The following is a 25677-nucleotide window of genomic DNA, read 5'->3' on the forward strand; positions in this document are numbered from 1 at the left end:
TTAGGCCTTTTAATTTTTTAATCCTGCCTTAATCATTTGATAAGGCTTCAATCGGGTTGAGTTTGGCTGCTTTACCTGCTGGCATGAGACTTGCAAACAAAGCGATAACAATCGCAATGACCACACTACCAAGCACGGCAGATACTGATACTTGGATGATATTATATTTGTCAAGTAAGCCACTGACAGCTGCATTGACACCTGCTTCGCCAATAAAGGCAACGATGATACCAAGCGCTGCAGAAGCAAGGCCTAAAAGCACAGTTTCGACAACAAAGAGCAAGCGAATGTCGCCTTTACGCGCACCAAGCGCACGCAGAATACCGATTTCTTTCGTCCGTTCCGCCACTGACATATAAGTCGTTGCGATAATCATCATGAGACTAACCAATAACGAGATACCCGCAATCAGCGCAAGCACGATAGACACAATAGACGTAATCGTATTGATTGGTTTCAAGACTGTAGACAACGAGAATGTGACAAAGTCTTTTTTGTCATCAGTCTTAAGGGCTTGAATTTTCTTGATGACCTTGTCTACATTGTGGCTGTCATCAATCGTTGGCACAATAACGTTTGCATCACTGACGACATTTTTAGCTGCAAAGGTTTTAGAGGTTGACGCAAAGTTCATGGTCAGCGGATTTTGTGCTGGGCTACCTTTGACAATACCTGAGACTTTCAAATCTTGTGAGATGCTAACAGGCTTCCCGTTTTTGTCAACGAGTTTATAGTCGACGTGGATCGTTTTGCCGACAATGTTTTTCCAGTTTGTTTTGCTCCATTTTTTAGCCAAAGTATCTGGAATAACAACTTCATTCTTACCAGGCTTGTGACCAACTTTGATCGAACTTGCAGTATTCACACTTGACCAAGTTTGGATTTCTGGAAAGGCCTCTTTGACTTTGCCAACTGTTACAGATGCGTCAATCGGTGCCACGTCAAAGACTTTCTCAACTTTTTTAACATGGTCAATCTTTTCCACTTTTTTGATCAGATCATCAGAAATCGCTGTTTTTTCAGAGTTGGTACCAAGGACTTGTTGCGTATCTGCAAGAGCATCCTTGTTTTTCTTTTTCTCATCAACGCTCACACGCTTCATAACCATTGGCACATTTGGATTGGCGAGGTCAGTGATCATTTTATTCATGTAACCTTTTGCGCCATTTCCCATGCCAAGAAAGAACATGACTGAAAATAGGCCAATCGCAACCCCAATCATAATCATCAGATTTTGCTTCCAGTTATGCAGAAAATGTTGTGAGGCCATGCGAGATTTAGCGCTAAACGACAATGACTTAGTCTTGAACTCACGAGGTGTTTCAGTCGTCGTATAGGCAGTTTTGATGCGCTCGTCAGACGTGATTTGACCGTCAGCTAAGTGCACGATGCGTGTCCCGTGAACTGCAACTTCCTGCGAGTGCGTAACCACGATGACCGTTTTGCCGCTTTTAGCAATATCTGAGAGGATTTCTAAGACATCACGTGTATTTTGCGAATCAAGCGCACCTGTCGGCTCGTCAGCAATGATAATATCTGGGTCATTTGCAAGCGCACGCGCAATCGCCACACGTTGCTTTTGACCACCTGATAGCTGGTTAGGGCTCTTCTTTTTGTGTTCAATCAGACCGACTTGTGTGAGGAGCTCTTCTGCTTTTTTGATTTGATCTTTGTGTGAGAGATCCGTCATTTTCAGCGAAATCAGGACATTGTCAAGGACGCTCAGATAGCTAACCAGGTTGAAAGATTGGAAGATAAAGCCAACCGTGTCGCGACGGTATTCGTCCATTGACTTTTCTTTTTTGTCTGCTTGCTTGACACCGTTTACGATGACTTCGCCGTCATACTTGCGATCAAGGCCGCCGATGATGTTCATCAGAGTGGATTTACCGCCACCAGATTCGCCAAGGATTGAGACAAAGTCACCTTTGTCAAAACTGACGTCCAGCCCTTTTAGGACGGGAAATTCTTCTTTACCGAGAAAGTAAGATTTTCGGATGTTTTTGAGTTCTAAGATTGCCATTTTGCATAGCCTTTCTTTTTTCATTTAAGTTCTGTTTAAGTATAATACTTTTTCAGAAAATTTTCATAGGTCCTAGGACCTATTTTCAGCTAAATCTTGTGAGTTACGTCAGAAGTCGTAAGATTGCCATGGCAATCACGCCCGTCAGAACAGCTAACATGAGTGATTTTCGGATGACGCCTACAAGAATGGCAGGAATCATTGCCAAAAATCGCAGTAAATCTAACGTGGGTAGACTGTTTTTGTGTGTGATAAACAGCTCGGAAACAAGTAGGCTTGTCATCATAGATAGGGACAGATAGTTTAGAAATCGTTTAAAAAATGCTGGAAAAACGATGAGTTTGGCTAGTGGAAATGGTAAAATCCGTGGTAGCCATGTGACCACTACCGCAGCGGCTAAGGCGATATAAAAATACATATCATGTTCCCCTTTCATGCTGTGGTGCTGATAAAACGGCACCGACTAGTGCGCCTATTACCGTCGCAACAAGGACAGCAACATAGCTTGACGCAATAATTGCCGTCAGAAGATAGCAGATAATCGAAACAAGACCTACAGCCAAAATAAGCCGCAATTTTTCAGTTTTTCGCATGGCGTCAACCGTCAGAACCAAAAGACCGATAAACATGGCAACAAGCGCATAGTCGAGCCCAAATTTTTCAGGATCAGGGATAAGCGTGCCAACAGCTGCACCTGCGACCGTCGCAAAAATCCACGTCAGATAGCTCATCACATTGACCCCTTGCATCCAGGGCACCGTAATCGGCAATTTTTGTGCGTGCGCCATACTCAAAACACCAAAAGATTCATCAGTCATTAGCGTACCCATGGCAATGCCAGAGGCAAGCGTCTGATGTGGGAAAATCTGCGTTGCCGTCAGACTTTGCAGAAACATGCGAAAGTTCACCAAAAAAATGGTCATGGCAATCAATGAAACCGGCGCTTTAACAGCCATCATGGCAACAATGATAAACTGGCCAGAGCCTGCATACAAAAAAATAGACAGGCACAACACCTGCCAGACGCTAAATGACTGTGCAGCAGCAACAATGCCAAACGCCGCACCAATACTGATATACCCCAGACTAACGGGAATAGCAGACCTGACACCATCTGCAAACTTGTACTGTTTTGTCATAGCTCCTCCTGAAATATCCTGCTATTATTATAGCAAAATTTGCGGGATTTCGGGTGTCATTTTGGAGATTACAGCCGATCAATACTAGATTTAAAAATAAAAAAACGCCAAACCTGATATAAAGGTTGACGCTTCCTTGTGATTACATTTGTTTGTTGTAGTATTCAACGACAAGGGCTTCGTTGATTTCTGGGTTAATTTCGTCACGTTCTGGAAGACGTGCGAATGTACCTTCAAGCTTGTCAGCATCAAAAGTGATGAATGATGGACGGCCAAGTGTTGCTTCTACCGCTTCAAGGATTGCTGGTACTTTGATAGATTTTTCGCGAACTGAAATCACATCACCAACGTTAACGCGGTATGATGGGATGTCAACACGTGATCCGTTTACCAAGATATGACCGTGGTTGACGAATTGACGTGCTTGACGACGTGTTGTTGCAAGACCGAGACGGTAAACAACATTGTCAAGACGACGTTCAAGCAAAAGGATAAAGTTGAAACCAAGTGTACCTTCTTTAGCTTTTGTTGCTTGAACAAACAAGTTACGGAATTGACGTTCAGAAATACCGTAAGTGAAACGGAGTTTTTGTTTTTCAGCCAATTGCAAACCGTACTCAGAAAGTTTTGAGCGGTTGTTTGGACCGTGTTGACCTGGTACGTAGTTACGACGTGCGATTTCTTTACCAGTGCCTGTAAGTGATACGCCGAGACGACGTGATTGTTTCCATGATGGACCTGTGTAACGTGACATGTATATGTCTCCTTCAAAATATGATTTGAAGAAATAACTTGGATGAACTTCAGGTTCGTGCATTTTAGATTCGCCTCACAGCTTTGGTTACTCGAGCTTGATGCCAATTTTGAAACATCTTATCTAAAATGTTGACGACGCCTTATTTCATGGCTGCATTATTTCAACTTATTAAGTTTATCATGATTTTGCTAGTCTGTCAAGGAAAAAATCATAATTCCTGCAGCAACTGCAACATTCAGAGATTCTGCGGCACCAGGCATGTTGATATGTGCTAAAATATCTGCTTGTCTAGCCGTCTCATCAGTGATACCTGCGCCTTCATTGCCCATAACAAGAGCGAATTTATCAGGTTTTGAAATCGTCCGATAATCAACCGATCTATCAGATAATGTGGTCGCAATGATTGTCATATGCTGCGTTTTTAGCCTTGCGTAGAAAGCTTTAGCATCATTTTCCTGAAAAATCGGCAAATGAAAATGCGAGCCCTGCATAGTGCGCAGAACTTTTGGCGAGTAGCTATCAGCGCTTCCTGCCGTCAGAACGACGCCAGAAAATCCAGCCGCATCAGCCGTTCTGATCATGGTGCCGACGTTTCCGGGATCTTGAACATTTTCCAATATCAACAGTTTATCAAGGGTTTCAGGCAGGCTTAGTGGCGCCTTATAAAGGACTTCTGCGACAATGCCTTGCGGCGTATCGGCATCAGAAAGCTCGCGCATGACGTCGTCAGAAACCACGGTCACTGCAATCGGGCTCGATATAGCCGCGTATTTTTCGGTGACGAAAATCTGGCGAAACTGAGCATTTGCCTGCTTTGCTTCCTCGTATAAATGCAGGCCCTCAATCAAGTAGGAGTCCTTGCGATATTTTTTTTTATAAAGTTTTTTAGCGTTTTTGATCCGCGTATTATCTTTTGAGGCAATAGTTATCATAGCTTTATTTTAGCATAATAATCTGCGACAATCAGAAATTTTGGTATAATTTAAGCAAGGAACGTCTACTAAATCTGACTCAGAACGAAAAAGAACGGGAGAAAACATGAAAAAAGTAACTATGATTGCAAGTGGTAAGGTTCAGGGCGTTGGCTTTCGCTATGCGACTTTTCAGCTGGCAAATAAACTAGGCATCAAGGGCACGGTCAAAAATGAACTTGATGGCACAGTCAGCATTCAGGCACAGTCTGACGAGACGCTTACCATGCAAACTTTCATCAAACAAATCCGTCAGTCACCGACACGATTTGGCCGTGTTGACTATCTGGATGTGACCCTTGCAAACTTTTCTGACTTCGACGACTTTTCCATGCTAAACTAATCTGAAAATGCCAGCTCACAGATATTTATCCATCATTTGGTTGGCGACAAAAGGCTTGTTCATAGTATAGATATGTACCCCGTCAACGCCACGCGACAGCAAATCATCAATCTGCTCAAATGCGTAATCCATGCCTGCTTTACGCAGATCATCGGGCGATTCTTTGTATTTATTGATAATCTTAATCAAGCGAGTTGGCAGACTGGCACCAAAGAAAATCATCCGCTCAGCCTGTGATTTTTGCAGCACTGGCATGATACCTGCGGCAATCGGTGCTTTGATGCCTGAGTTTTTAACATAATCATTGAGCCTCAAAAATTTGTCATTGTCAAAGAAAAGTTGGCTCACAAAAAAGTTAGCACCCGCGTCATACTTACGTTTGACGTGCTCAATATTTTCAACTTCCAGAGGGCTATCCACGTGTCCTTCAGGATAAATGGCTGCCGCGACATCAAAATCGCCGGCTTTTTTGATGTCCGAAATCAGCTCATAGGCATAATGATAGGCATCAGGAAAATCCTCACGATGCGCACCAACAGGCACGTCTCCACGAAGCGCAAGAATATTTTCGACATTTTTCGACTTGATTTCTTGTAAAATTTCCGTGATCTGCTCAGGATTATTATTGATAGACGTCAAATGATGCATGGTTTCGATGGCATACTCTTTTTTGATCTTTTCAGCAATCTCAAGCGTTTTATTTTCACGACCGTAGCTGCCCATGGCACCATAAGTCACACTGATAAAATCCGGCTTTCGTGTCAGTCCAGCAACGGTATTATAGATGGTTTCGATGCCTGCATCCGTTTTCGGTGGGAAGATCTCGAGTGAGACAACTGATTTATTGGCCTTGTTTTTTTCTTTATAAATGTCCGTAATTTTCATAAGTCTATTTTACCAGATTTTCTTAGGCTTGAGCCCTTGTTAATTTCATAACTTCGTTATAGCTTTTAACTATATCAAATTTACTGTAACAAAATGACTTCCTGTAATCCCTGAATGCTGTTACAACAGTATATTTTATCAGCCTTTAGCAAATCCTCGCGATATAAAATCCGCTCGGTGATTTTGCCAGATGCAAGTAATTTTTCACGATAGAGTCCTTGTAATAAACCACTTGTAACCGGTGGTGTGACAAGTTCTCCAGCTAAATCAAGCACAATATTTGCCCGTGACATCTCAGTCAATTCACCTTTTTCATTGAAAAAAAGCTCATCCTGACCAGCCTTAAAGTATGGGCGCTTACTTGTTTTATGATAGAGAAAGTCCGCCTGACTGTCGACAATATGCTCTGAAATCGTGACAGTTGAAAATGATTTTGCCGCACGATAAGTCAGCTCAAAAGTCCCGTCATGATTCAGTGCCAGCCGCATAATTTCAGAGCTTTTCTCTGGTTTTGTAATAGCTGCCTCAACTCGTTCAGGATGATAGGCAAAACCATAGTACTCAGCTGATTTTTTCAAACGTGCCAGATGCTCATTTTTCATCAAGGCTTTGCCATTTTCTAGTTTGAACGTTTCGATAATCTGCAAGTCATTTTCTAAAAAAGCCGTTTTATTTTGCGTTTCCAGCCATTCATCTTTGACCTCAGAATCCCAAACAATCGCACCACCAACTCGATATTTGAAACTTTTTTGTCCCTTTTTCCGCTGCAAAATGCGTATTGGCACACTAAAAATCGTCTGCTCGGGGCTTAGAAACCCTATCGCACCACAGTAAATATCGCGACTCCCACGTTCTAGTTTATCAATGATTGCCATGGTTGAAAGCTTTGGTGCACCTGTCACAGAGCCATTGGGAAAGAGCGCCTGACAGATGTCAAATAGACTAGTATTCTCTTTTAGATCAGCTTCTATTTGTGAGGTCATCTGATGCACCGTCGGATGTGTTTCAACATCAAAAAGCTTTGTAACTTTAACCGTGCCAGTTTCAGCGATTCTACCTAGATCATTTCGCATGAGATCAACGATCATGACATTTTCCGCTCGATTTTTCTCGTCTGTTTTCAGAAAATCAATCAACTGCGCATCTTCTTCAAGAGATTTGCCACGCTTAACTGTCCCCTTCATTGGCCGTGTCGTGATGTGCCGATCTGAAATCTCAAAAAATAACTCAGGCGAAAAAGACAGCATAGTCTCGTAGCCGTTCTGGATAAACGCCGTATAAGACGTTTTCTGACGCATCAGCAACTGTTCGTAAAGCGCCAGCTCATCGCCCTCCTCATAATCAACCGCATAGTCATAGCTATAGTTGACCTCATAGGTATTACCCCCGCGCTGCTCGGCCTTGATAGCATCAAAAGCCGACGAATAGTCTGAAAAAGTCAGCTGAGCCCGTGGTTGCAAGTCAATAGTTAAAGGATTGCTGTGAGGATTGCGAGCATAAGGTCGGTAGCTTTCAAACACCTGAAAATAGAGCAAGGGCAGCTTTGACACAAACTCTTCACCCTGAAAAACGTGCCGTGCCTCATAGCGCATGTAGCCAAGCAAATAATGCGTTTTCTGCCAAGTTGCCATTTCAGCCAGAGCCGAAATCACACCAGTGCTGTCAAAAGCAATCAAAGTCGCAACAGGTTGCTCAAACTGCATCTCATCATATATCATCATAATAGCTCTATTATACCAAAATAACAGGCCTTTTCTGACACGAAAAAACGCCAAGTCAGCGTTTTCCATCTCATTATTTACCGCAAGGTCGCAATCGTTGCACCGCTACCACCGGCGTTTTGTGGCGCGTATTCATAGGATTTAACGTGCCGTGAGCGTTGCAGATAATCACGGACCATTTCACGAATAACGCCTGTCCCGATGCCATGGACAATGGTAATCTGATGCAGATTGGCTAGCAAAGCTTGGTCTATATAGTCATCAAGCATTTTTTTAGCTTCTTCATAACGCGTGCCACGCAAATCAAGCTGCGCACGAATACCTGTCGAAACCGTCTTTTTCACGGCTTTTGTTTTTGTTTTTTTCGTTTCTTCTTCGGGTTCAATCGGCTCAAATTCATCTTCTGATAGTTTGGTTGAAATCAAGCCCATTTGCACCTCCCAGCGACCGTCCTTGGCTAGTCTGATCAGGTTCCCTCGCTGATTGTAAGACAGTACGAGCACTTCTGCACCCGGTTTGAGACCACGTTTTGCCTTGGCTTTTTTCAGTACTTTATTTTGAGATAAGTCAACAAGGTTTGGCGCAAGCTCACCCAACTGATGCTTGGCATCAATGATTTCATGTGGTTTTAACAAAGATTTATCTTTGAGATTTTTAAGAATGCTATCTGCCTCGTCAACTGCGACCTTGACAATATCTTGTGCTTCAATTCTTGCTTTATTGAGCTCTTTTTCACGGTCGCGGGTAAATGTTTCGAGGGACTTTGAAAGTTCTTTATAGAGTAGATAGTTGTCTTTTTCGAGTGTTCTGATCTTATTAACAGACGCTGTCATGTCACGATTTTTGGCTTCAAGCGAGGCAATCATGACGTTGACATCATGCTCATCTTCTGTCAGAAAGCCTGACGCTTCCTCCAAGATCTGAGCTTGCAAGCCCAAACGTCGTGAAATCTCGAGTGCACTTGAGCGTCCTGGCACACCTTGAACCAACTGATAAGTCGGTCTAAAATGCGCCAAATCAAAAGCCATAGAAGCATTTTCAACACGCTCAGACTCTACACCATAAGCCTTGAGCTCAGGATAGTGGGTCGTGGCCATCGTTTTCGCCTGTTTTGACTTGAGATAATCAAGGATTGAAATCGCAAGCGCAGCACCTTCTTTGGGATCTGTCCCCGCGCCAAGTTCGTCAAAAAGCACGAGGCTGTGCGTGTCAACAGCATCCAAAATCTTGACGATATTCGTCATGTGACTAGAAAATGTCGACAGACTCTGCTCAATCGACTGCTCATCACCAATATCTGCAAAAATCTCGTTAAAAATGCCGACTTGGCTGCCGATTTCAGCCAAGATTGGCAGACCAGACTGCGCCATAAGCTGAGCTAGTCCTAGCGTTTTTAGTGTAATCGTCTTACCACCCGTATTTGGCCCGGTGATGACAATGGTGTCTAGATTCTGATCAAAAATCAGATCATTTGCAACGACCTTTTTGGGATCTATTAGCGGATGACGTGCGGCGTAAAGTTTGATTGCCTTGTGCTCAGAAATGCTTGGCACACTTGACTTTGTCGCTAACTGATAGCGATATTTGGCATTGATCAGATCAATCTGACCAATCAGCCAAGTGTTCTGACGAATATCTGGCACGTGTGGCTTGATGCGCTCCGCAAGCTCACGCAAAATCCGTGCCACTTCATTTTTTTCTTCGATTCTTTTTTGCGCAACGTCATTATTGAGCGCAACTACGCGATTTGGCTCGATATAAAAGGTTTGACCTGATGCACTCATATCATGCACGACGCCTGGAATCTTATTTTTGCTGTCACTTCTAACGGCAAGTACTGGTCTACCTTGGCGCATGGTGATAATGCTCTCAGTCAAGCTAGACTGGGATTTGGACAGGATTTCTGACAAGATTTTTCTGACATCTGCATCACTTTTTTTGATGGACTCTCGTAAGCTAAAAAGCTTGTCAGACGCCGTATCAACAAGCGCTCCCGCTGAGTCAATGACCTGGAGAAGCCCCAAAAGATAGGCCACATCGACAAATTTATCCAAAGTCTGCGCCAAAACCGGAAAACTGACGTTGACCGCCTGCTCAAAAAAGCGTCGTGTTTCATTTGCCAGACGCAGTACTTTTTTGATTTTGGCAAATTCTTGACTGGCAAGACTTGCGTCGAGCTCAATGCGACGAAGAATTTCCGTCAGATCTGCTGTATTTGACAGTGGCACAGCACCATTTTCTTGGACAACTAGGGCGAACTCTGAGAGTTCATCAAACCATCGTTGTATGCGGACTTTGTCCGTGATTGGTGTAAGATTTTCAAGTTCATCAGAACCTTGAGACGTACTCAACTCTTGTGAGACTTGCGATTTGACCTTGTCAAATTCGAGTATTTCCAGTATTTTTTTATTCATTTTTATATCGTTAAACTGTTATCTGCGTGATTTTAGAGATGAAGATATCCTTCAACCAGCCTGAGAAAATGGGGGTTTGTCCTATCATAAAGCGGACGAGTCCGCTTGCATATAAATGGTCCTGCACCGTGATCACAGGGATGGTAGACAACGTCATCATGACGAGCGACACACCAAAATAGACCGAGCAAACTGACAAAAAACCTGCGATAATATTGCCTTTCTTGTCAAGGATAATCATGCTGTCAAGTGTGGTCAAAAAGATGCCAATCACGCGCACAATAGCGTAAGTCAGGGCATAAATCATCAAAAAAGCAAGCGCCGCATAAAAGACGTGATCAATCTCAAAAAGTAATTTAGCCGGATAAAAAGCAAGCTTACTATCAGGCGTTGCTGAGGAAAATGGCACCCAGAGCGTTATTTTTTTGCCGAGCGCTTGGTAGCCGGCACTTGCAATCATAATGGCAACAATCGAGCCTACCGTGTAAAATCCTTGCAGGGCAAGGCCTCGCGAGTAGCCAATCAAAAAAGCCCAGACTAATAAAGCGAGAATTAAAATCGTGATAATCATAGGAATATTATACCATAAAAGCTTATTTCTTGCCGAATCATGGCAATTTTAGTCTTATTTTTAAGGATATAGCGGGAACATAGCTTGCTGGTTCTAGAAAATAAAAATACCCACACATTTAAAGTGTAGGATGTTTTAAAAGGCTAACTCACACGTTCCTTGTTTACAAGAACGATAAGCTTTTCAATCTCACGTTGCAGCAAAATCTTATCTGTTTTTGTCATCTTAACTCCCATATCAAGCGGAATTGATTCTCGTACTTGTGTCATTGCCATAGTTCTCTCCTTAGCTATCAAATCCAATCTTGATTTGTTTCTATTTCCATGGTACAACAATCATCACAGCTCTGACAAAAACGTCCCAGTTTTGATACAAAAAAACTGGTCTGACAAACGACCAGTTGTTCTGATATATGTCATTGTCACACGACTTCGACTGAAAACGCATCCCATGGTTTGAGCACGACATCACGCAATTCTGACGGGATTTGACGGTTGGCAATGACGCCTTTTCCAGGTGTCAATTGACTCGTGAACCTTTCAATTTCGTCAGAAAAGTTGACAACGACAAGGTATTTTCTACCCTCATATTTTCTGAGGTAAGCAAAGACATTGTCAGACGTCTCAAGCAATTCATAATCACCATAAACCACCCATTCTGCACTTTTTCGCAAAGCAATCAATTTTTGATAAGTATAAAAAATCGAATCTTTGTCAGAAAGTGTGTCTTTGACATTGATGTTAGCAGAGTTTGGATTGGGTGCAAGCCAAGGTTTCCCTGACGTGAAACCTGCGTTTTCAGCATTTTCCCACTGCATCGGCGTGCGCGCATTGTCACGACCAACCGCACGAATACTCGCCATGATGTCACTTGGCTCATATCCCGCAGCAAGCCGCTCAGCATACATATTTTGCGACTCAATGTCCGCAACTTGCGAGATATCAGTAAAGTCAAAATTCGTCATGCCGATTTCTTCGCCCTGATAGATAAACGGCGTACCTCGCATGAGATGCAGTAAGATTGCAAAAGCCTTTGCTGACTGAACACGGTATTTACCGTCATTTCCCCAGATCGAGATGGCACGTGGCAGATCATGATTATTCCAAAATAGTGAATTCCAGCCGGAGCCTAGTGGTAATTCAGTTTGCCATTTCGAGAGAATCGTTTTGAGCCTTTTTCGATCTAGCTCGATGACGTCCCATTTAGGTGCATTAGGCGCATGTGACAAGCTGACATGTTCAAACTGAAAAACCATTGACAGTTCATTGCGTTCTGGCGCTGAGTAAAGCTTTGCGATTTCTGGCGTCGCACCCCATGTTTCCCCGACAGTCAGCAAGTTTTTATCTCCAAAAGTCTCGCGGTTCATCTCCTTTAGATAAGGATGAAGCTGCGGGCCATTTGCCGTAATTTCCTGATCAGGTTGCTTACCAATCAAATCAATCACGTCCATGCGAAAACCGCCCACGCCTTTGTCAATCCAGAAATTCATCATGTCATAGACTGCCCTGCGGACTTTTTCGTTTTCCCAGTTGAGATCAGGCTGCTTATCTGCAAATAGATGCAGATAGTACTGGTTTGTTGCCGGATCAAGCGTCCAAGCAGAGCCAGAAAAGGCTGATGTTAGTTGATTGGGCTCATCACGCCAAATATAATAATCCCGATACGGATTATCCTGCGACTTGCGTGCTTCGATGAACCAGGCATGTTCGTCAGACGTATGATTGACAACCAGGTCCATGATGATCTTGATACCTCGTTTTTCAGCTGACTTTAAGAGCTCATCCATGTCTACCATATCGCCAAAAATGCCAGCAATCGCCTCATAATCTGAAATATCATAACCATTATCAGCCATAGGACTTGCATAGACCGGACTCAGCCAGATTGCTGTGATACCAAGCTTTTCCAGATAGTCAAGCTTACTTGTGATGCCTTTGATGTCACCAATCCCGTCCCCGTCAGAATCCATAAAACTTCTGGGATAGACTTGATACACAACAGCAGTCTGCCACCACTTTTTTTCAAATGTCATTTAGCTACTCCTTTTAGTCTGTCATTTTGAGGCAAACACGACAAATCCGTCAGAACGGATACTCTGATCTGCATAACCATTGCTCAAAAGAATCTGATTTTCTGTGAGTTCAAGCGAAGCTGGCAGACTAAACGCTCTCTCTCCCGCGTTAAAAACTGCAGTGATATAGTCTTCTCCAAGCGCTCGTGTAAAGCTTACGATGTCGGATTCAACCTCGACGTCAAAAGTCAGATTACCATTGACCAAAAGGCCAACATGACTACGACGCAGTGCTATCAGATTCTTCATAAACTGGTACATGTCGTGGTCCTGCTTTTCCTTGCGCCACTCCATCGGTTTGCGGTTGTCAGGGTCCTGCTCGCCAGCCATGGCGTACTCGCTGCCGTAGTAAATATCTGGCGTCCCCTGCTGCAAAAGCATGAAGGCGTACATCTGCTTGACCACGTCTTTATTGCCCTGTGCAACGCTCAAGATCCGTGGCGCATCGTGAGAATCTAGCAGGTTATACATCATCTGATTCGTTTGATCCCGGTTGAGCATAAGCTGTGTTGAGAGGTTGCTGACCATTTTTTCAGCAGAAATCTTGCGTCTCGCAAAATAGTCCACGATAGAGCCTGTAAAAGCATAGTTCATGACGCCGTTAAACTCATCCCCACGCAGCCACGATTGGGCGCTCGTCCAAATCTCACCCAAAACATAAAAGTCAGGATTGAGCGCAGTCACCGCCTTGTAAAAACGTTTCCAAAAATGGTGGTCGACTTCATTTGCCACGTCGATGCGCCAAGCATCAATGTTAAACTCACGAATCCAGTAGGTTGCAATATTGAGCAAATAGTCCTGAACCTCAGGGTTTGCAGTGTTGAGTTTAGGCATGTGAGGTGTGAAAGCAAAGGTTTCATAAGTCGCATCTCGCGCCGTTTCAAAATCGTCAGTCGCTGTGTAGCGCGCTGGAAATGAGTGAATGTGAAACCAATCAGCATAACGTGATGCTGCACCATTTTTAAGAACATCTAACCACTCAGGACTCTCATCACCGATATGGTTAAAAACAGCATCAAGCATGACTTTGATGCCAAGATCATGCGCTTTATCAACCAACTCTTTGAAGTCTTCTTTGGTACCAAAATGCGGATCAATGGCCAAATAATCACGTGTGTCATATTTATGATTTGTTGGTGCCTCAAATATCGGATTAAAATAAATACCATTGACACCCAAATCTACTAAATGGTCCAAATGGTCAATCACACCGCGTAAATCCCCGCCATAAAAGGCATCACGTGTCGGATGATCCTCAGGTTGCCATGGCAAAGTTCCCTCATTATCATTTGACGGATCGCCGTTTGCAAACCGTTCTGGAAAGATTTGGTACCAGACTGTTTCTTTGACCCATTCTGGTGCTTTAAAACGGTCAATTTCTTGGAAATACGGCATCTTAAAATAACTATTTGAACCCATGAGATTGTCGTATTCTGCGGCGTCATCCTCAAGGACTGCCTCAAAACCTTGGTCTCCATAAAAAGTTTCCTCACCATCAAGTCCAGTGATGATAAAGCCATAGTTTAGACGGTTGTAAGGTGCATTCAAGCTGGCTTCCCAGTATTGATGGGTGTCTGTGGTGAGACCACGCGTCATCACAAGGTCTTCTTGCTTGTTCCAGACGCCATTTGGCGCATCATAAGGATCACCTGAGACGACCATAATCTGTGCAATATCATCAAGCGCTGTGCGCACACGCACACGCAACTCGTTTGCAGTATATAAAAAGGCATATTCTGATTCCGGACGGTGGTAAATGGCTGCTTTATTCATAAATTTCTCCTTATTTAAACTCTGTTTATTTTTAGAAAACATCCAGATGTAATCGTTTACATTTTTGATATAAGGTCATTTTACCATATTGACTCAATATTGCAACCGTTTGCATTGTATTTTGTGAATTATTTTCTGTTTCATGGTGATTTTAACTGTTTTTAAGAGAACTTTATTTTTTTTAGAAAAAAATTTCCAAAAAGTCTTGACATTTTTGGAAAACGATTGCATAATATAATTACAACAAAAGAAAGCGCTTACACTTTAGCTAAATTATTTCCTAAGCGCAGGAGGAACTTCATGAAAACTTGGAAAAAAGCATTGCTAACTAGCGCCACTCTCGGTGCTGCTGCCTTAACACTTGCAGCGTGTGGTTCAGACAAAAAAGATAGCTCATCTGCTTCGTCATCTGCTAAAACGACAGTCAAACTTTGGGTAGATACAGACGCTAAGAAATCTTACACACAAACTGTCAAAGATTTTGAAAAGGCAAACAAAGGTGTCAAAGTAGAAATCAAAGAACTTGAAGCCGCTAAGGCACAGGAAAATGTCAAAAAAGACCCCTCAAAAGCAGCTGACGTCTTTGCCCTGCCACATGACCAGCTTGGACAATTAGTTGATGCCGGTGTCATCCAAGAAATCCCAGCAAAATACGCTGATAAAATCGCAGCTGACGACTCTGAAAATGCCGTTTCAGGTGCGCAATACAAAGGGAAATCTTACGCCTTTCCTTATGGTATTGAGACTCAAGTCCTCTACTATAACAAAACAAAGCTCACAGCTGATGATGTCAAAACCTACGAAAGCATCACTGAAAAAGGTAAATTCGGTGCCAACTTGAAAGATGTCGATTCATACAAATTTGGCTCACTCTTCATGTCAGTAGGCGACAAACTCTACGGCGACAGTGGTGAAGATCTAAATGGCACCAACTGGAACAATGAAGCCGGCGTCAATGTCCTCAAATGGGTCGCAGCACAAAAAACAAACCCAGGATTTGTCCAAGCTGGAGATGATTTGATCTCTAAATTTGGCGAAGGTAAAATCACAGCATTTGAATCTGGTCCTTGGGATAAGGCAAAAGCTGCTGAGGCTATCGGCAAAGATAAACTTGGCATCGCAGTTTATCCAAAAATGAACATCGGTGGCACTGAAGTTCAGCAAAAAGCCTTCTTAGGCGTGCGTCTCTATGCTGTCAACCAAGCAGCAGCAAACGGCAACACAGCTCAAATCGCTGCAGCCTACAAGCTTGCTGACTATATCTCAAGCGCCGCGTCACAGGAAAATCAATTTAAAGATCAAAACCGTAACATCATCCCAGCAAACAAAGCGATCCAAAACAAAGATTACGTTAAAAATGATGCCCTTGCAAGTGCCGTCGTTCAAATGAGTGCCCCTGACTATTCAGTCATAATGCCAAAAATTCCAGAAATGGTCAGCTTCTGGCCGGCAGCAAAAGCTGTCATCAGCGACACATATAATGGTAAAATCCCAGCAGATCAGTACCAAGCAAAACTTGACCAACTCGTCAAAGACATCTCTGGTAAAAAATAAGTATAAAAACAGCACTTGCCTAGACTGGCAGGTGCTATTTTTATACTTTCTTCGGTAAATTTTTCTGTCCATTTTTTAGTCGGACTTTCTAGATTAAGCTCGTAAACAAAACTCAGCTGATCAGTTTTGACTTTATTTTCAGTGATTTTGAGTCTTTTTTGAGCAGACTTATCAGATGCCACGTCAATGGTTCTGACCAGCTCATGATTGACATAAATCATCAACTTGCCAGATCTGATTTTTATGCTTGACGCAGCATCTGTTCTGACGTTCTTTATCATCACTTTTGTCAGAACAAGTGATTTATCAGTTTCTTGCGTTTCAAAGTCAATCGTTGACTTGACTGCCTTTGTCTTATCAACTAAGTGAAATTGCCTCTGACCACTACTTGCATCATCCGTCTTGCGTCTGACAGCCTGATAAGGTTATCACTGCGAAAGTAATAGCTAGGATGCCGAGTACACGACTTATTTTCACATTTTTCACCCTGGATAGTTTATCCATTTCCTCATCAAATCTCATCAAGCTCACGCAATTCGTCAAATTTCACAAACCAGAGACTTGCAACGACGAGTGTCATGATACCACCAAAGATTGTCGCAGGAATCAAGCCCATAAAGGCTGCTGTTGTCCCACTTTCAAACTCACCCAGCTGATTACTTGCACCGATAAAGATCAGATTGACCGAACTTACACGACCACGGATCTCATCAGGCGTTTTGAGCTGAACAAAGGTTGAGCGGACGATCATCGAGATCTGATCTGCCGCACCCAAAAGAATCAGGAGTCCAAGTGAGAGATAGAATTCTCGCGACAGGCCAAACAAAATCGTGATGATCCCGAAAATTGCAACGGCCGCAAACATTTTCTTACCTGCCTTGCGACGCAAGGGATTTTTCGCCAGATAGACTGCCATGAGCACCGCACCGATACTTGGTGCCGCCCGTAAAATGCCAAAACCGGTCGAGCCGACATGCAGAATATCTGTTGCAAAGACAGGCAAGAGTGCCGTTACACCACCAAAAAGCACCGCAAACATATCCAGCGACAGCGCACCAAGGATGCCTTTATTTTGCCAAATATAGCGAAAACCTTCCAGAGTTGCCTTGACATTTGACGTGTGGATCTGCCTTTTGGCCTCGCTATGCCGGACGTCTGTTGACTTAATGGCAAATGTCGCAACAATCGCAATCACGTTGAAAACAACGATTGACCAGTAAACAAAGTCCGCTCCCAAGATATAGAGCAGCCCCGCAAGCGCTGGTCCAATGATTGACGCTGCCTGATTAAAACTTGACGAAATCGCGTTTACGCGCGGAAACTCAGTACGTTCAACCAGATTGGGCAAAAGTGACACAATCGCTGGTCCTTCTATCGCAAAGGCAGTCCCGTAGATAAAGACGGCTATCAGCAAAATATAGGGATGCAAGAGCTGCAAATACGACCCAAATCCCAATACCAAGGAAATCAGCAAAATAGCCGTTTGCGTCACGGTAATAATCCGCCTGCGGTCATAGCGATCGCTAATCGTGCCTGCATTAAAAATAAAGATAATCTTTGGCAAAAACTGAATCAAGCCTATCACACCAAGTAAAAACTTGCTGCCTGTTAGCTGATACACTTGATAACCTACTGCTACCGTCAACATTTGATTGGCCGCAGTTGTCGCGACACGCAAACTTAAATACTTCGCTAATAAATTCTTCTTCACTTTATCTACCCAATCTCCAAAATCACGCGCGTTTTCGCTTGACTATGGTCACAACAAACCATGTCGCAAGCAAAATCACAGCCACAATACCTAATAAAGTCAAAGCCGTTGTAAAATCTCCAGCCTGCGCTCGTGCGCCAACCAAGCAATAAATCACAGTCGATGGCACAATTGCTGCCAACATGGCAAGGACAAATGTCTGAAATCTGACGCCGCGATTGGCAAATAAAAACGGAATCAACAGATTTGGCACGATTGGCAACAAAAATAAAACAAAGATTGCCTGACCGGGATTTTTTGCCTTGTCGATGAATTTATCCAGCCAGTCACTGTTTTTGCGATCCTTGAAAAAAACGCCCTCAAGCTTACGACTAAAGATAAACAGCAGGCTATTACTCAAGGCAATCCCTAAAATACTAATCATGGAGCCGAAAATCAAGCCATAGCAGAGACCACTCAGAATACTGACCGAACTCGGCGGCAACCCCGGAATAAACAGCGTCACCACTTGCAAAAATAAAATCATCGGAATCGCCCGAAAGCCAAATTCACGCAAATAAGCAGTCAAAGACGACATATCCTTTGGATTTTTGATAATTTGCTTGATAATCGGCAAAATATCAACTGATAGCTGATAAACGACCACTAAGATAATCGCCGCAACTACGACGCCGACACCAATTTTGACTGACTTTTTCACGCTGACTCCTTTTTATCCATTATACACTAAAAAACACTGAAACCAACAATACCAACTAGCATGATTGAAATAAAAGACTTTTTAAGCCTTTTTCTGATAAATAATCCCCGCAAGACAGCACAAGATCACAGCCATGAACAAGATCACGATTGGAAACAAGTCAAAACCAAATTGTTTAAATAAAAAGCCGAGGATTAAGGGAAAGACGAGAATGCCAAGTAGCGTGGCTGCGACGTTGTAGGAGATGATGCGTTTTGCGATGCCATTAGAGTGGCGTCTGTTTGGCAGCATCATCATGAGCGGGTAGAGTGGCGCTAGCGATAAGCCTACGGCGACTATCAGCAGCAAAGTATAGGATTTTGGCGGCAATAGCAACGTGCCTGACAAGACTATAAGTAGTACTAAATGTCCGAAAATCAAAGCTTTATCTCTGAAAAATCTGGTCAGAGCGCCCGTCAGAAAACGACCAATGGTCAGCCCCAGCCAAAATAGCGTCGTATAAAGTGCAGCAAGGCTATCACTCACATGGAAAACCTCGACATAGTAGCTTGCGATGAAAATGCCCAAAACAGGCTCAATGGCATAGAAAAAATAGAAAGTCGGGATGAGCAGATATCTGAGATAAAAGGGTTCTGACGGCTTTTCTTCTGCCTGATTCTCTTCGTCAGAAGTCGTATTTGGCACGGTTTTATCATCAGAAAAATGACCACGATTGAACCAGATTAGGGCTAAAATCGCAAGCTCAATCATACCGATAAAACCAATTGCCATACGCCAGCTTGCAAATATCGTCAGAAAGACGGTCAGAATTCCAGCGCTCAGACTGACACCAACACCGTAAAAACCGTGCAGCAGACTCATCAGAGAGCTGGGCAGATGTTTTGCTGCAAAGTGATTGACCGTGACGTCTATCGCGCCCTGCCCTAGTCCCATAAATGGTGTGGATAAGAACAAGACATAGGGATTATCTGTCACTATCATAAGCGCAAGACCGATGATAACTAGCCACATGCTGATAAAAATAATCTGCGCATCTTGCCATTTTCGTGCGATTTGACTATAAGCCATGCTGGATAAAAATGAAAACAAGAGCATGGCAGTTGTCAGATAACTGACTTGTTCTGCGCCCATATTATAATTTGTACGCATGCTAGGCCAGGCGCTACCTAGGATAGAGTCGGGTAGACCTAGTGAAATGTAAATGATAAAGTTCAGCACGACAAGTGCTGTTATTTTTGTTTTCTTAGACATGCTTAGCACTATTTCCTATCAAAAAATCGTGAGCAAACGCCCACGATTAGTCCGATTGGCATTGCCGTAGCAGGCAATACAACAAAGTAAATCGGCTTATTTGCTTGAGCCACGCTTAACAAAGCCGTGGGGCAAGATCACACGTTTTTCGTCAATTGTTTCTTTGTTCATCATTTTGGTCAGAAGTCGCATTGACACGGCACCCAAGTCATAAAGTGGTTGCTCAATAGATGAGAGAGCAGGGCGTGTGAACTCCGTGATAACTGAGTTGTTGGCTGAGATGATGGCAAAGTCATTTGGTACATCAACGCCAAGACCGACTAGGCCATTTAATAAGCCAACTGCTACTTCGTCATCTGTTACAACGGCTGCTGTCGCACCAGATGCTCTGACACGTTCTGCCAATTTCAAGCCGTCATTATAGCTGTATTTTGTCTCAAAAACAAGGCCTTCGGAAAAAGTCTGATTACTTTCACGGAGCGCTTCTTGGTAGCCTGACAGGCGTTCTTTCCCATTGATGGCATTGATCATAGGACCTGATACGAGCGCAATTTTTTGGCTATTTTTAGCAAGTTCAAGTGTTGCGTCTTTAGCCGCAAGCGCATAGTCAATGTTGACTGTTGGAATCTGATTTTCGTGGTCAACAGTACCCGCAAGTACAATCGGCGTACGGGTACGTGAAAACTCAGCACGAATCTTATCAGAAAGGTCATGCGCCAGAAAAACAAGGCCATCAACCTGCTTTGCAAGCAAGGTATTGACCACATTGATCTCTTTATCATCGTCGCCATCAGAGTTTGCGATGACGATATTGTATTTGTACATGGTTGCAATGTCGTCGATCCCACGCGCAAGGCTCGCAAAGTAGCTGTTGGAAATGTCCGGAATCACCACACCAACCGTTGTTGTCTTTTTAGAGGCGAGGCCGCGAGCCACAGCATTGGGACGGTAATCCAGACGTTCGATGACGTCTAAAACCTTGCGGCGTGTGGCTTCTTTAACATTTTGATTGCCATTGACCACACGGCTGACTGTCGCCATAGAAACGCCTGCTTCACGCGCCACGTCGTATATCGTAATTGTTTCATTATCCATTTTCATATCTCCTTGTTTCCATTACTTTTCATGAAAATATAATTTTCATTTCATCATCTTATTTTATCATTTTATGAAAAGGTTTTCAAGAGTTTTTAGCATATTTCTTAAAAAATATCTTCAGGGTGGTAATTTCTGACAAAAAGTGAGAAAATATAGCCATGACTAAATTACAAAAAATTGCTAACTTTTTAGCAGATAACGCCATTGATATGACCTTTCTAACCAATCCAACAACCGTCAATTATCTGACAGGTTTCAGCATGGACCCGCACGAGCGGATTTTAGGTCTGATGATTTTTCCTGATCAGGCTCCGGTGCTTTTCACGCCTGAGCTTGAAGTCGAAAAAGCCAAATCTTTTGTTGATTTTGACGTATTTGGCTATGTTGACAGTGAAAATCCTTGGCAAAAAATCAAATCAAGCCTTGCTAGACGCAAGGTTTCAAAAATCGCTGTCGAGTATGACCACCTCATCCTCAGCAAATCAGCTGGACTAAAATCAGTTTTTGACAATGTTGAATTTGCTGATCTAACACCTCTCATCAATCAAATGCGACTGATCAAGTCTCCTGATGAAATTCAAAAGATGATTGTCGCAGGTGACTTCGCTGACAAATGTTTTGACATCGGCTTTAACTTTGCAGCATCAGACCCAAACCTGACTGAGATGGACATCGTAGCCAAAATCGAGTTTGAAATGAAACGTCAAGGCATCTCTGAGATGAGTTTTGAGACCATGGTCTTATCTGGTGCCCGTGCTGCCAACCCTCACGGTATTCCTGAAGCAATCAAAATCCAGCAAAATAAACTGTTGCTGTTTGATTTGGGCGTTATGTCTGACGGCTATGCGTCTGACGCGACACGTACCATTTCGATTGGTCAGCCGACTGATTTTGACCGCAAGATTTACGAGATTACCCGTGAAGCACAGGCTGCCGCGTTTAACTTTGTAAAACCTGGTGTGACAGCGTTTGAGGTGGATAAAGTCGCGCGTGACGTCATCACAAAAGCGGGCTACGGTGACTACTTCACGCATCGCACGGGCCACGGCATCGGCATGGATGTTCACGAGTTTCCGTCTATCGGTGGCAGCGAAGACATCACGATTGAAAAAGGTATGTGCTTTTCGATTGAGCCTGGGATTTACATCCCAGAAAAAGTCGGTGTCCGCATCGAAGATTGCCTCTATGTGACAGACAATGGTGCTGAAAGTTTGACCAAGACATCAAAAGATTTGCTCGTATTTTAAGATTATAACATTATAAGAAAGTCAGCGTGACTTGTCATGATGACTTTTTTTATGACATAAAACCCGCTATATCTCACATATGGTTTTGTCAATAGCAACTTTTTTATTAAAATAGAATTATAATAATTAAGAAAGGGCTTTCCATATGCCAAAACTTACTTTCCGACCAATTCATTTTGATGATATTGCCAAGTATGAAGCTTATTTTGCCGAGCATGCGCCCAAAAATCGCTGGTACAACCTACAACATCTGTATATCATGCGCCATCGCCACCACACAGAAATCGCTTTTAGTGAACACGCCATTTATCTCAAAAGCAAGATTGAGGGCAAGCACTACTTCCACAAACCTATCTATGATGATGTCAATAGCGAGTCGATTTGTCAAGACGAGCTTGATAGATATGCTAAAAAGCACCATCTTGAAAGCTTCCATTTGGCTGTTTAAACTGCAAAACATTTTTCTGATGTGAGGAAAACTCACATCTTTTTTATTTTCAGCTTTATTTTTAGCGCAAAATATGGTAAAATGATAAGCAATATACTTGAAAGGTAATCCAAAATTGAAAAAGAAACTATTTATCTTGCTGACATTTTTCATTGCGCTTGTTTCAGGCGTTTCAATTTCAGCTCACGCTGACGAAAAAACAGTGAAAATTGCCAGTGACTCAACCTATGCACCATTTGAGTTCCAAGATGCCTCTAAAAAATACGTCGGGATTGATGTCGACTTGATGCAGAAAATTTCTGACATGAACGGCTGGAAGCTTGACCAAACTTTCCCAGGATTCCAAGCGGCACTCGACAAGCTCAATGCTGGTCAGGTTGATGGCGTTATCGCAGGCATGTCTATCACTGATGAACGTAAAAAAGTCTTTGACTTTTCTGATCCCTACTATGAGTCAGCCATTGTCATTGCGACCAAAAAGTCAGAAAAAGTCAGTAGCATGACCCAGCTCAAGGGTAAGACAGTGGGTGTTAAAAACGGCACCGTTTCCCAGACTTATCTGACCGACAACCAAAGCAAATACGGCTACAAAATCAAGACATTTGACGAAGGCGCACAAATGATGGACAGCCTAAAAATCGGTGACGTCTACGCAGTTATGGATGAAAATCCAGTGCTCGGCTACGCCATTAGCCAAGGCCAAAACCTTGCTATCAACATGAAACCACATGCTATTGGAAGCTACGGTTTTGCTGTTCAAAAAGGCAAGAATGCTGATCTCATCAAAGGATTTAATAAAGCCCTTAAAACGCTTAAAGCTAACGGTGGCTACGATGCCATCATCGAAAAATACACAGCAGCAAAAACAACAGCTACGATCAAACCCGTCAAATCAAACTACAAAATCGCATCAGACTCACTTTTTGCACCATTTGAGTTTCAAAATTCTGCGAAAAAATATGTCGGTATTGACGTTGATTTGCTTAACGCCATTGCCAAAAATCAAAAATTCAACGTGACCATGGACTTCGTTGGTTTCCAAACTGCCGTTGACCAAACACAAGCAGGACATGCCGACGGCATGATTGCTGGCATGTCAATCACTGACGAGCGCAAAAAAGTGTTTGACTTCTCTAATCCTTATTTCACGGCCAATGCTACGATTGCTGTCAAAAGTTCAACCAAAGACATCAAATCTTACAAGGACTTGAAAGGCAAGACTGTCGGCGTCAAAAACGGGACAGCTTCTCAAGCCTACATCGAAAAAAACAAAGACAAATACGGCTACAAAGTCAAAGTTTTCGATGCAGCAGATACCATGTATGAAAGCCTAAACACAGGCTCTATCAATGCCTTCATGGATGATGAACCCGTTGTCAAATACGCGATTTTACAAGGCAAGAAATTTGCCACGCCACTCAAATCGGTCAAAATCGGTGAATACGGATTTGCTGTCAAAAAAGGCACTAATCCTGAACTGATTGCTATGTTTAACGCAGGCCTTGCCAAACTCAAAGCAAACGGTCAGTATGACAGCATCGTTGAAAAATACATGGGTGACAAGGAATCTGACACCAAAAAAGTCGACGAGTCGACCATGCTTGGTATCATCAAAAATAACTGGCAACAACTCGCCAAAGGTCTAGGTTATACCCTGAGCTTGACTATTATTTCCTTTGTGCTTGCCCTGATTATCGGTGTGATTTTTGGCCTGTTCAGCGTCTCACCAAGCCAGTTCTTGCGTGGCTTTACCAAAGTCTACGTCGACCTTGTCCGCGGTGTGCCTCTTATGGTGCTTGCCATCTTCATCTTCTATGGTATTCCAAACCTGCTTGAGTCCATCACAGGTCACTCAAGCCCGCTCAACGACTTCGCTGCAGGGATTATCGCACTCACACTCAACGCCTCAGCCTACATCGCTGAGATCGTTCGTGGTGGTGTCAACTCCGTCCCTACGGGACAAATGGAGGCCTCACGCTCACTTGGCGTGTCTTATGTGAAAACGATGCAACGTGTGATTCTGCCACAAGCAGTTAAAATCACCATTCCAAGTTTGGTCAACCAATTTATCATCTCACTCAAGGACACAACAATTATTTCTGCGATTGGTCTGATTGAGCTTTTGCAAACTGGTAAAATCATCGTTGCCCGCAACTTCCAATCATTTAAAGTTTACGGCTTAATTGCGATTATCTACCTCATCGTAATCTTGGCTTTGACCATCTTCGCCCGTCGTCTTGAAAGGAATATGAAATAATGGCTAAATTAAAAATAGACGTCAATGATTTACACAAGTCATTTGGCAAAAATGAAGTCCTAAACGGCATTACAACTAAGTTTAACGAAGGCGACGTCGTCTGCATTATCGGCCCATCAGGCTCTGGTAAATCAACCTTTCTGCGCACATTAAACGGCCTTGAAGAAATCACGTCTGGCACTGTTATCGTGGATGGCTACGACCTGTCAAACAAGAAAACAGACCTCAACCAAGTCCGTCAAGAAGTCGGAATGGTGTTCCAACAGTTCAACTTATTTCCAAACATGACGGTGCTTGATAACATCACCTATGCACCGCTTGAGCTAAAAAAACTCAGCAAGTCTGAAGCGCATGATAAGGCGCTCGACCTACTCAAAAAAGTCGGACTTTCAGACAAGGCAGACGCCATGCCAGAGATGCTCTCTGGCGGTCAAAAACAACGCGTTGCTATCGCACGCGCCCTTGCCATGGATCCTGATCTCATGCTCTTTGATGAGCCTACAAGTGCGCTTGATCCAGAAATGGTTGGCGACGTACTTGAGGTCATGCAAAATCTTGCCAAGGATGGCATGACCATGCTGATCGTCACGCACGAAATGGGCTTTGCACGCAAGGTGGCAAACCGCGTTATCTTTACTGATGGCGGTGAAATCTTGGAAGATAACACGCCTGACCAAGTGTTTGACAACCCGCAACACCCACGTTTGAAAGACTTCCTAAACAAAGTCCTCAATGTCTAAACC

At 43.3% G+C, this 25677-nt stretch carries 24 protein-coding genes; 7 read left to right on the plus strand and 17 right to left on the minus strand.

Annotation, left to right across the window (positions count from 1 at the left end):
• Positions 1 to 28 precede the first annotated feature (28 nt).
• The 5 genes from Hs20B_RS02690 to Hs20B_RS02710 all read right to left on the minus strand — a co-directional run bounded on the left by Hs20B_RS02690 (position 29) and on the right by Hs20B_RS02710 (position 4851).
• Positions 29 to 2023 carry an ABC transporter ATP-binding protein/permease gene (locus Hs20B_RS02690; protein WP_172355376.1) on the minus strand — a complete coding sequence of 665 codons (1995 nt, stop codon included), beginning with the start codon at positions 2021 to 2023 and terminating at the stop codon, positions 29 to 31.
• A gap of 103 nt (positions 2024 to 2126) precedes the next feature.
• A complete protein-coding gene (locus tag Hs20B_RS02695) occupies positions 2127 to 2441 on the minus strand; it encodes an AzlD domain-containing protein (RefSeq protein WP_172355378.1) in 315 nt (104 codons plus the stop codon).
• Between the two features lies 1 nt (position 2442).
• Positions 2443 to 3162, minus strand: a complete 720-nt coding sequence (locus tag Hs20B_RS02700) for an AzlC family ABC transporter permease (protein ID WP_172355380.1) — start codon at positions 3160 to 3162, stop codon at positions 2443 to 2445.
• A 142-nt stretch (positions 3163 to 3304) separates the two neighbouring features.
• Entirely contained in the window at positions 3305 to 3916 is a 612-nt protein-coding gene (rpsD, locus tag Hs20B_RS02705; RefSeq protein WP_172355382.1) for a 30S ribosomal protein S4, read from the minus strand.
• 191 nt (positions 3917 to 4107) lie between these two features.
• Positions 4108 to 4851 (minus strand): TrmH family RNA methyltransferase, encoded by a 744-nt coding sequence (locus Hs20B_RS02710; protein WP_172355384.1) that lies wholly within the window; start codon positions 4849 to 4851, stop codon positions 4108 to 4110.
• A gap of 106 nt (positions 4852 to 4957) precedes the next feature.
• Here Hs20B_RS02710 and Hs20B_RS02715 point away from each other — a divergent pair, with 106 nt between their 5' ends.
• Positions 4958 to 5233, plus strand: a complete 276-nt coding sequence (locus tag Hs20B_RS02715; protein ID WP_172355386.1) for an acylphosphatase — start codon at positions 4958 to 4960, stop codon at positions 5231 to 5233.
• Positions 5234 to 5248: 15 nt separating this feature from the next.
• Here Hs20B_RS02715 and Hs20B_RS02720 read toward each other — a convergent pair whose 3' ends face one another.
• The 7 genes from Hs20B_RS02720 to Hs20B_RS02745 all read right to left on the minus strand — a co-directional run bounded on the left by Hs20B_RS02720 (position 5249) and on the right by Hs20B_RS02745 (position 14668).
• Entirely contained in the window at positions 5249 to 6118 is an 870-nt protein-coding gene (locus Hs20B_RS02720) for a methylenetetrahydrofolate reductase (protein WP_172355388.1), read from the minus strand.
• 80 nt (positions 6119 to 6198) lie between these two features.
• Entirely contained in the window at positions 6199 to 7839 is a 1641-nt protein-coding gene (gene pabB / locus Hs20B_RS02725) for an aminodeoxychorismate synthase component I (RefSeq protein ID WP_172355390.1), read from the minus strand.
• Between the two features lie 77 nt (positions 7840 to 7916).
• The gene (locus Hs20B_RS02730) at positions 7917 to 10253 is read right to left on the minus strand and encodes an endonuclease MutS2 (protein WP_172355392.1); all 2337 of its coding nucleotides are present in this window, start codon (positions 10251 to 10253) and stop codon (positions 7917 to 7919) included.
• 10 nt (positions 10254 to 10263) lie between these two features.
• Positions 10264 to 10824, minus strand: coding sequence for a CvpA family protein (locus Hs20B_RS02735; RefSeq protein WP_172355394.1), 561 nt, complete (start codon positions 10822 to 10824; stop codon positions 10264 to 10266).
• Positions 10825 to 10967: 143 nt separating this feature from the next.
• Positions 10968 to 11099: a hypothetical protein gene (locus tag Hs20B_RS09790; protein ID WP_267130152.1), complete on the minus strand. Its 132-nt coding sequence runs from the start codon at positions 11097 to 11099 to the stop codon at positions 10968 to 10970.
• A gap of 146 nt (positions 11100 to 11245) precedes the next feature.
• A complete protein-coding gene (locus Hs20B_RS02740) occupies positions 11246 to 12856 on the minus strand; it encodes a glycoside hydrolase family 13 protein (protein ID WP_172355396.1) in 1611 nt (536 codons plus the stop codon).
• A gap of 21 nt (positions 12857 to 12877) precedes the next feature.
• On the minus strand, positions 12878 to 14668 hold the full coding sequence (locus Hs20B_RS02745) for a glycoside hydrolase family 13 protein (protein ID WP_172355398.1): 1791 nt from the start codon (positions 14666 to 14668) through the stop codon (positions 12878 to 12880).
• A gap of 300 nt (positions 14669 to 14968) precedes the next feature.
• On the opposite strand from Hs20B_RS02745, the gene Hs20B_RS02750 reads away from it, so the two are divergent.
• A complete protein-coding gene (locus tag Hs20B_RS02750) occupies positions 14969 to 16222 on the plus strand; it encodes an extracellular solute-binding protein (RefSeq protein WP_172355400.1) in 1254 nt (417 codons plus the stop codon).
• Here Hs20B_RS02750 and Hs20B_RS02755 read toward each other — a convergent pair.
• Positions 16168 to 16443, minus strand: coding sequence for a hypothetical protein (locus Hs20B_RS02755; RefSeq protein ID WP_172355402.1), 276 nt, complete (start codon positions 16441 to 16443; stop codon positions 16168 to 16170). The two genes, Hs20B_RS02750 and Hs20B_RS02755, sit on opposite strands and share 55 nt — an antisense overlap.
• A 4-nt stretch (positions 16444 to 16447) precedes the next feature.
• Here Hs20B_RS02755 and Hs20B_RS02760 point away from each other — a divergent pair, with 4 nt between their 5' ends.
• The gene (locus Hs20B_RS02760) at positions 16448 to 16591 is read left to right on the plus strand and encodes a hypothetical protein (RefSeq protein ID WP_172355404.1); all 144 of its coding nucleotides are present in this window, start codon (positions 16448 to 16450) and stop codon (positions 16589 to 16591) included.
• Between the two features lie 142 nt (positions 16592 to 16733).
• Here Hs20B_RS02760 and Hs20B_RS02765 read toward each other — a convergent pair whose 3' ends face one another.
• The 4 genes from Hs20B_RS02765 to ccpA all read right to left on the minus strand — a co-directional run bounded on the left by Hs20B_RS02765 (position 16734) and on the right by ccpA (position 20979).
• Positions 16734 to 17933, minus strand: a complete 1200-nt coding sequence (locus Hs20B_RS02765; RefSeq protein WP_228407444.1) for an MFS transporter — start codon at positions 17931 to 17933, stop codon at positions 16734 to 16736.
• 22 nt (positions 17934 to 17955) lie between these two features.
• Positions 17956 to 18633 carry a TVP38/TMEM64 family protein gene (locus tag Hs20B_RS02770; protein ID WP_172355406.1) on the minus strand — a complete coding sequence of 226 codons (678 nt, stop codon included), beginning with the start codon at positions 18631 to 18633 and terminating at the stop codon, positions 17956 to 17958.
• 81 nt (positions 18634 to 18714) lie between these two features.
• The gene (locus Hs20B_RS02775) at positions 18715 to 19884 is read right to left on the minus strand and encodes an MFS transporter (RefSeq protein ID WP_172355408.1); all 1170 of its coding nucleotides are present in this window, start codon (positions 19882 to 19884) and stop codon (positions 18715 to 18717) included.
• 96 nt (positions 19885 to 19980) lie between these two features.
• On the minus strand, positions 19981 to 20979 hold the full coding sequence (gene ccpA / locus Hs20B_RS02780) for a catabolite control protein A (protein ID WP_172355410.1): 999 nt from the start codon (positions 20977 to 20979) through the stop codon (positions 19981 to 19983).
• A 161-nt stretch (positions 20980 to 21140) separates the two neighbouring features.
• Here ccpA and Hs20B_RS02785 point away from each other — a divergent pair, with 161 nt between their 5' ends.
• From Hs20B_RS02785 to Hs20B_RS02800, 4 genes are all read left to right on the plus strand, one after another.
• Positions 21141 to 22229 (plus strand): M24 family metallopeptidase, encoded by a 1089-nt coding sequence (locus Hs20B_RS02785; protein ID WP_172355412.1) that lies wholly within the window; start codon positions 21141 to 21143, stop codon positions 22227 to 22229.
• Positions 22230 to 22374: 145 nt separating this feature from the next.
• Positions 22375 to 22677: a hypothetical protein gene (locus Hs20B_RS02790; protein ID WP_172355414.1), complete on the plus strand. Its 303-nt coding sequence runs from the start codon at positions 22375 to 22377 to the stop codon at positions 22675 to 22677.
• A 115-nt stretch (positions 22678 to 22792) separates the two neighbouring features.
• Entirely contained in the window at positions 22793 to 24934 is a 2142-nt protein-coding gene (locus Hs20B_RS02795) for an ABC transporter substrate-binding protein/permease (RefSeq protein ID WP_172355416.1), read from the plus strand.
• Positions 24934 to 25674 (plus strand): amino acid ABC transporter ATP-binding protein, encoded by a 741-nt coding sequence (locus Hs20B_RS02800; protein WP_172355418.1) that lies wholly within the window; start codon positions 24934 to 24936, stop codon positions 25672 to 25674. Before Hs20B_RS02795 ends, Hs20B_RS02800 begins: the two co-directional genes overlap by 1 nt.
• The last annotated feature ends 3 nt before the right edge of the window (positions 25675 to 25677 follow it).

Origin of the sequence: Pseudolactococcus insecticola, from assembly GCF_011170065.1 — a bacterium.
Lineage (GTDB): Bacteria > Bacillota > Bacilli > Lactobacillales > Streptococcaceae > Pseudolactococcus > Pseudolactococcus insecticola.

What these genes read in the sequence shown, in the direction of transcription:
- Hs20B_RS02710 (WP_172355384.1), bottom strand. Translation starts at nt 4,851, where the DNA reads ATGATAACTATTGCCTCAAAAGATAATACGCGGATCAAAAACGCTAAA.
- Hs20B_RS02790 (WP_172355414.1), top strand. Translation starts at nt 22,375, where the DNA reads ATGCCAAAACTTACTTTCCGACCAATTCATTTTGATGATATTGCCAAG.
- Hs20B_RS02695 (WP_172355378.1), bottom strand. Translation starts at nt 2,441, where the DNA reads ATGTATTTTTATATCGCCTTAGCCGCTGCGGTAGTGGTCACATGGCTA.
- pabB (WP_172355390.1), bottom strand. Translation starts at nt 7,839, where the DNA reads ATGATGATATATGATGAGATGCAGTTTGAGCAACCTGTTGCGACTTTG.
- Hs20B_RS02700 (WP_172355380.1), bottom strand. Translation starts at nt 3,162, where the DNA reads ATGACAAAACAGTACAAGTTTGCAGATGGTGTCAGGTCTGCTATTCCC.
- rpsD (WP_172355382.1), bottom strand. Translation starts at nt 3,916, where the DNA reads ATGTCACGTTACACAGGTCCATCATGGAAACAATCACGTCGTCTCGGC.
- Hs20B_RS02775 (WP_172355408.1), bottom strand. Translation starts at nt 19,884, where the DNA reads ATGTCTAAGAAAACAAAAATAACAGCACTTGTCGTGCTGAACTTTATC.
- Hs20B_RS02800 (WP_172355418.1), top strand. Translation starts at nt 24,934, where the DNA reads ATGGCTAAATTAAAAATAGACGTCAATGATTTACACAAGTCATTTGGC.
- Hs20B_RS02755 (WP_172355402.1), bottom strand. Translation starts at nt 16,443, where the DNA reads ATGATTTATGTCAATCATGAGCTGGTCAGAACCATTGACGTGGCATCT.
- Hs20B_RS02715 (WP_172355386.1), top strand. Translation starts at nt 4,958, where the DNA reads ATGAAAAAAGTAACTATGATTGCAAGTGGTAAGGTTCAGGGCGTTGGC.
- Hs20B_RS02740 (WP_172355396.1), bottom strand. Translation starts at nt 12,856, where the DNA reads ATGACATTTGAAAAAAAGTGGTGGCAGACTGCTGTTGTGTATCAAGTC.
- Hs20B_RS02690 (WP_172355376.1), bottom strand. Translation starts at nt 2,023, where the DNA reads ATGGCAATCTTAGAACTCAAAAACATCCGAAAATCTTACTTTCTCGGT.
- Hs20B_RS02735 (WP_172355394.1), bottom strand. Translation starts at nt 10,824, where the DNA reads ATGATTATCACGATTTTAATTCTCGCTTTATTAGTCTGGGCTTTTTTG.
- Hs20B_RS02720 (WP_172355388.1), bottom strand. Translation starts at nt 6,118, where the DNA reads ATGAAAATTACGGACATTTATAAAGAAAAAAACAAGGCCAATAAATCA.
- Hs20B_RS02750 (WP_172355400.1), top strand. Translation starts at nt 14,969, where the DNA reads ATGAAAACTTGGAAAAAAGCATTGCTAACTAGCGCCACTCTCGGTGCT.
- ccpA (WP_172355410.1), bottom strand. Translation starts at nt 20,979, where the DNA reads ATGGATAATGAAACAATTACGATATACGACGTGGCGCGTGAAGCAGGC.
- Hs20B_RS02730 (WP_172355392.1), bottom strand. Translation starts at nt 10,253, where the DNA reads ATGAATAAAAAAATACTGGAAATACTCGAATTTGACAAGGTCAAATCG.
- Hs20B_RS09790 (WP_267130152.1), bottom strand. Translation starts at nt 11,099, where the DNA reads ATGGCAATGACACAAGTACGAGAATCAATTCCGCTTGATATGGGAGTT.
- Hs20B_RS02785 (WP_172355412.1), top strand. Translation starts at nt 21,141, where the DNA reads ATGACTAAATTACAAAAAATTGCTAACTTTTTAGCAGATAACGCCATT.
- Hs20B_RS02745 (WP_172355398.1), bottom strand. Translation starts at nt 14,668, where the DNA reads ATGAATAAAGCAGCCATTTACCACCGTCCGGAATCAGAATATGCCTTT.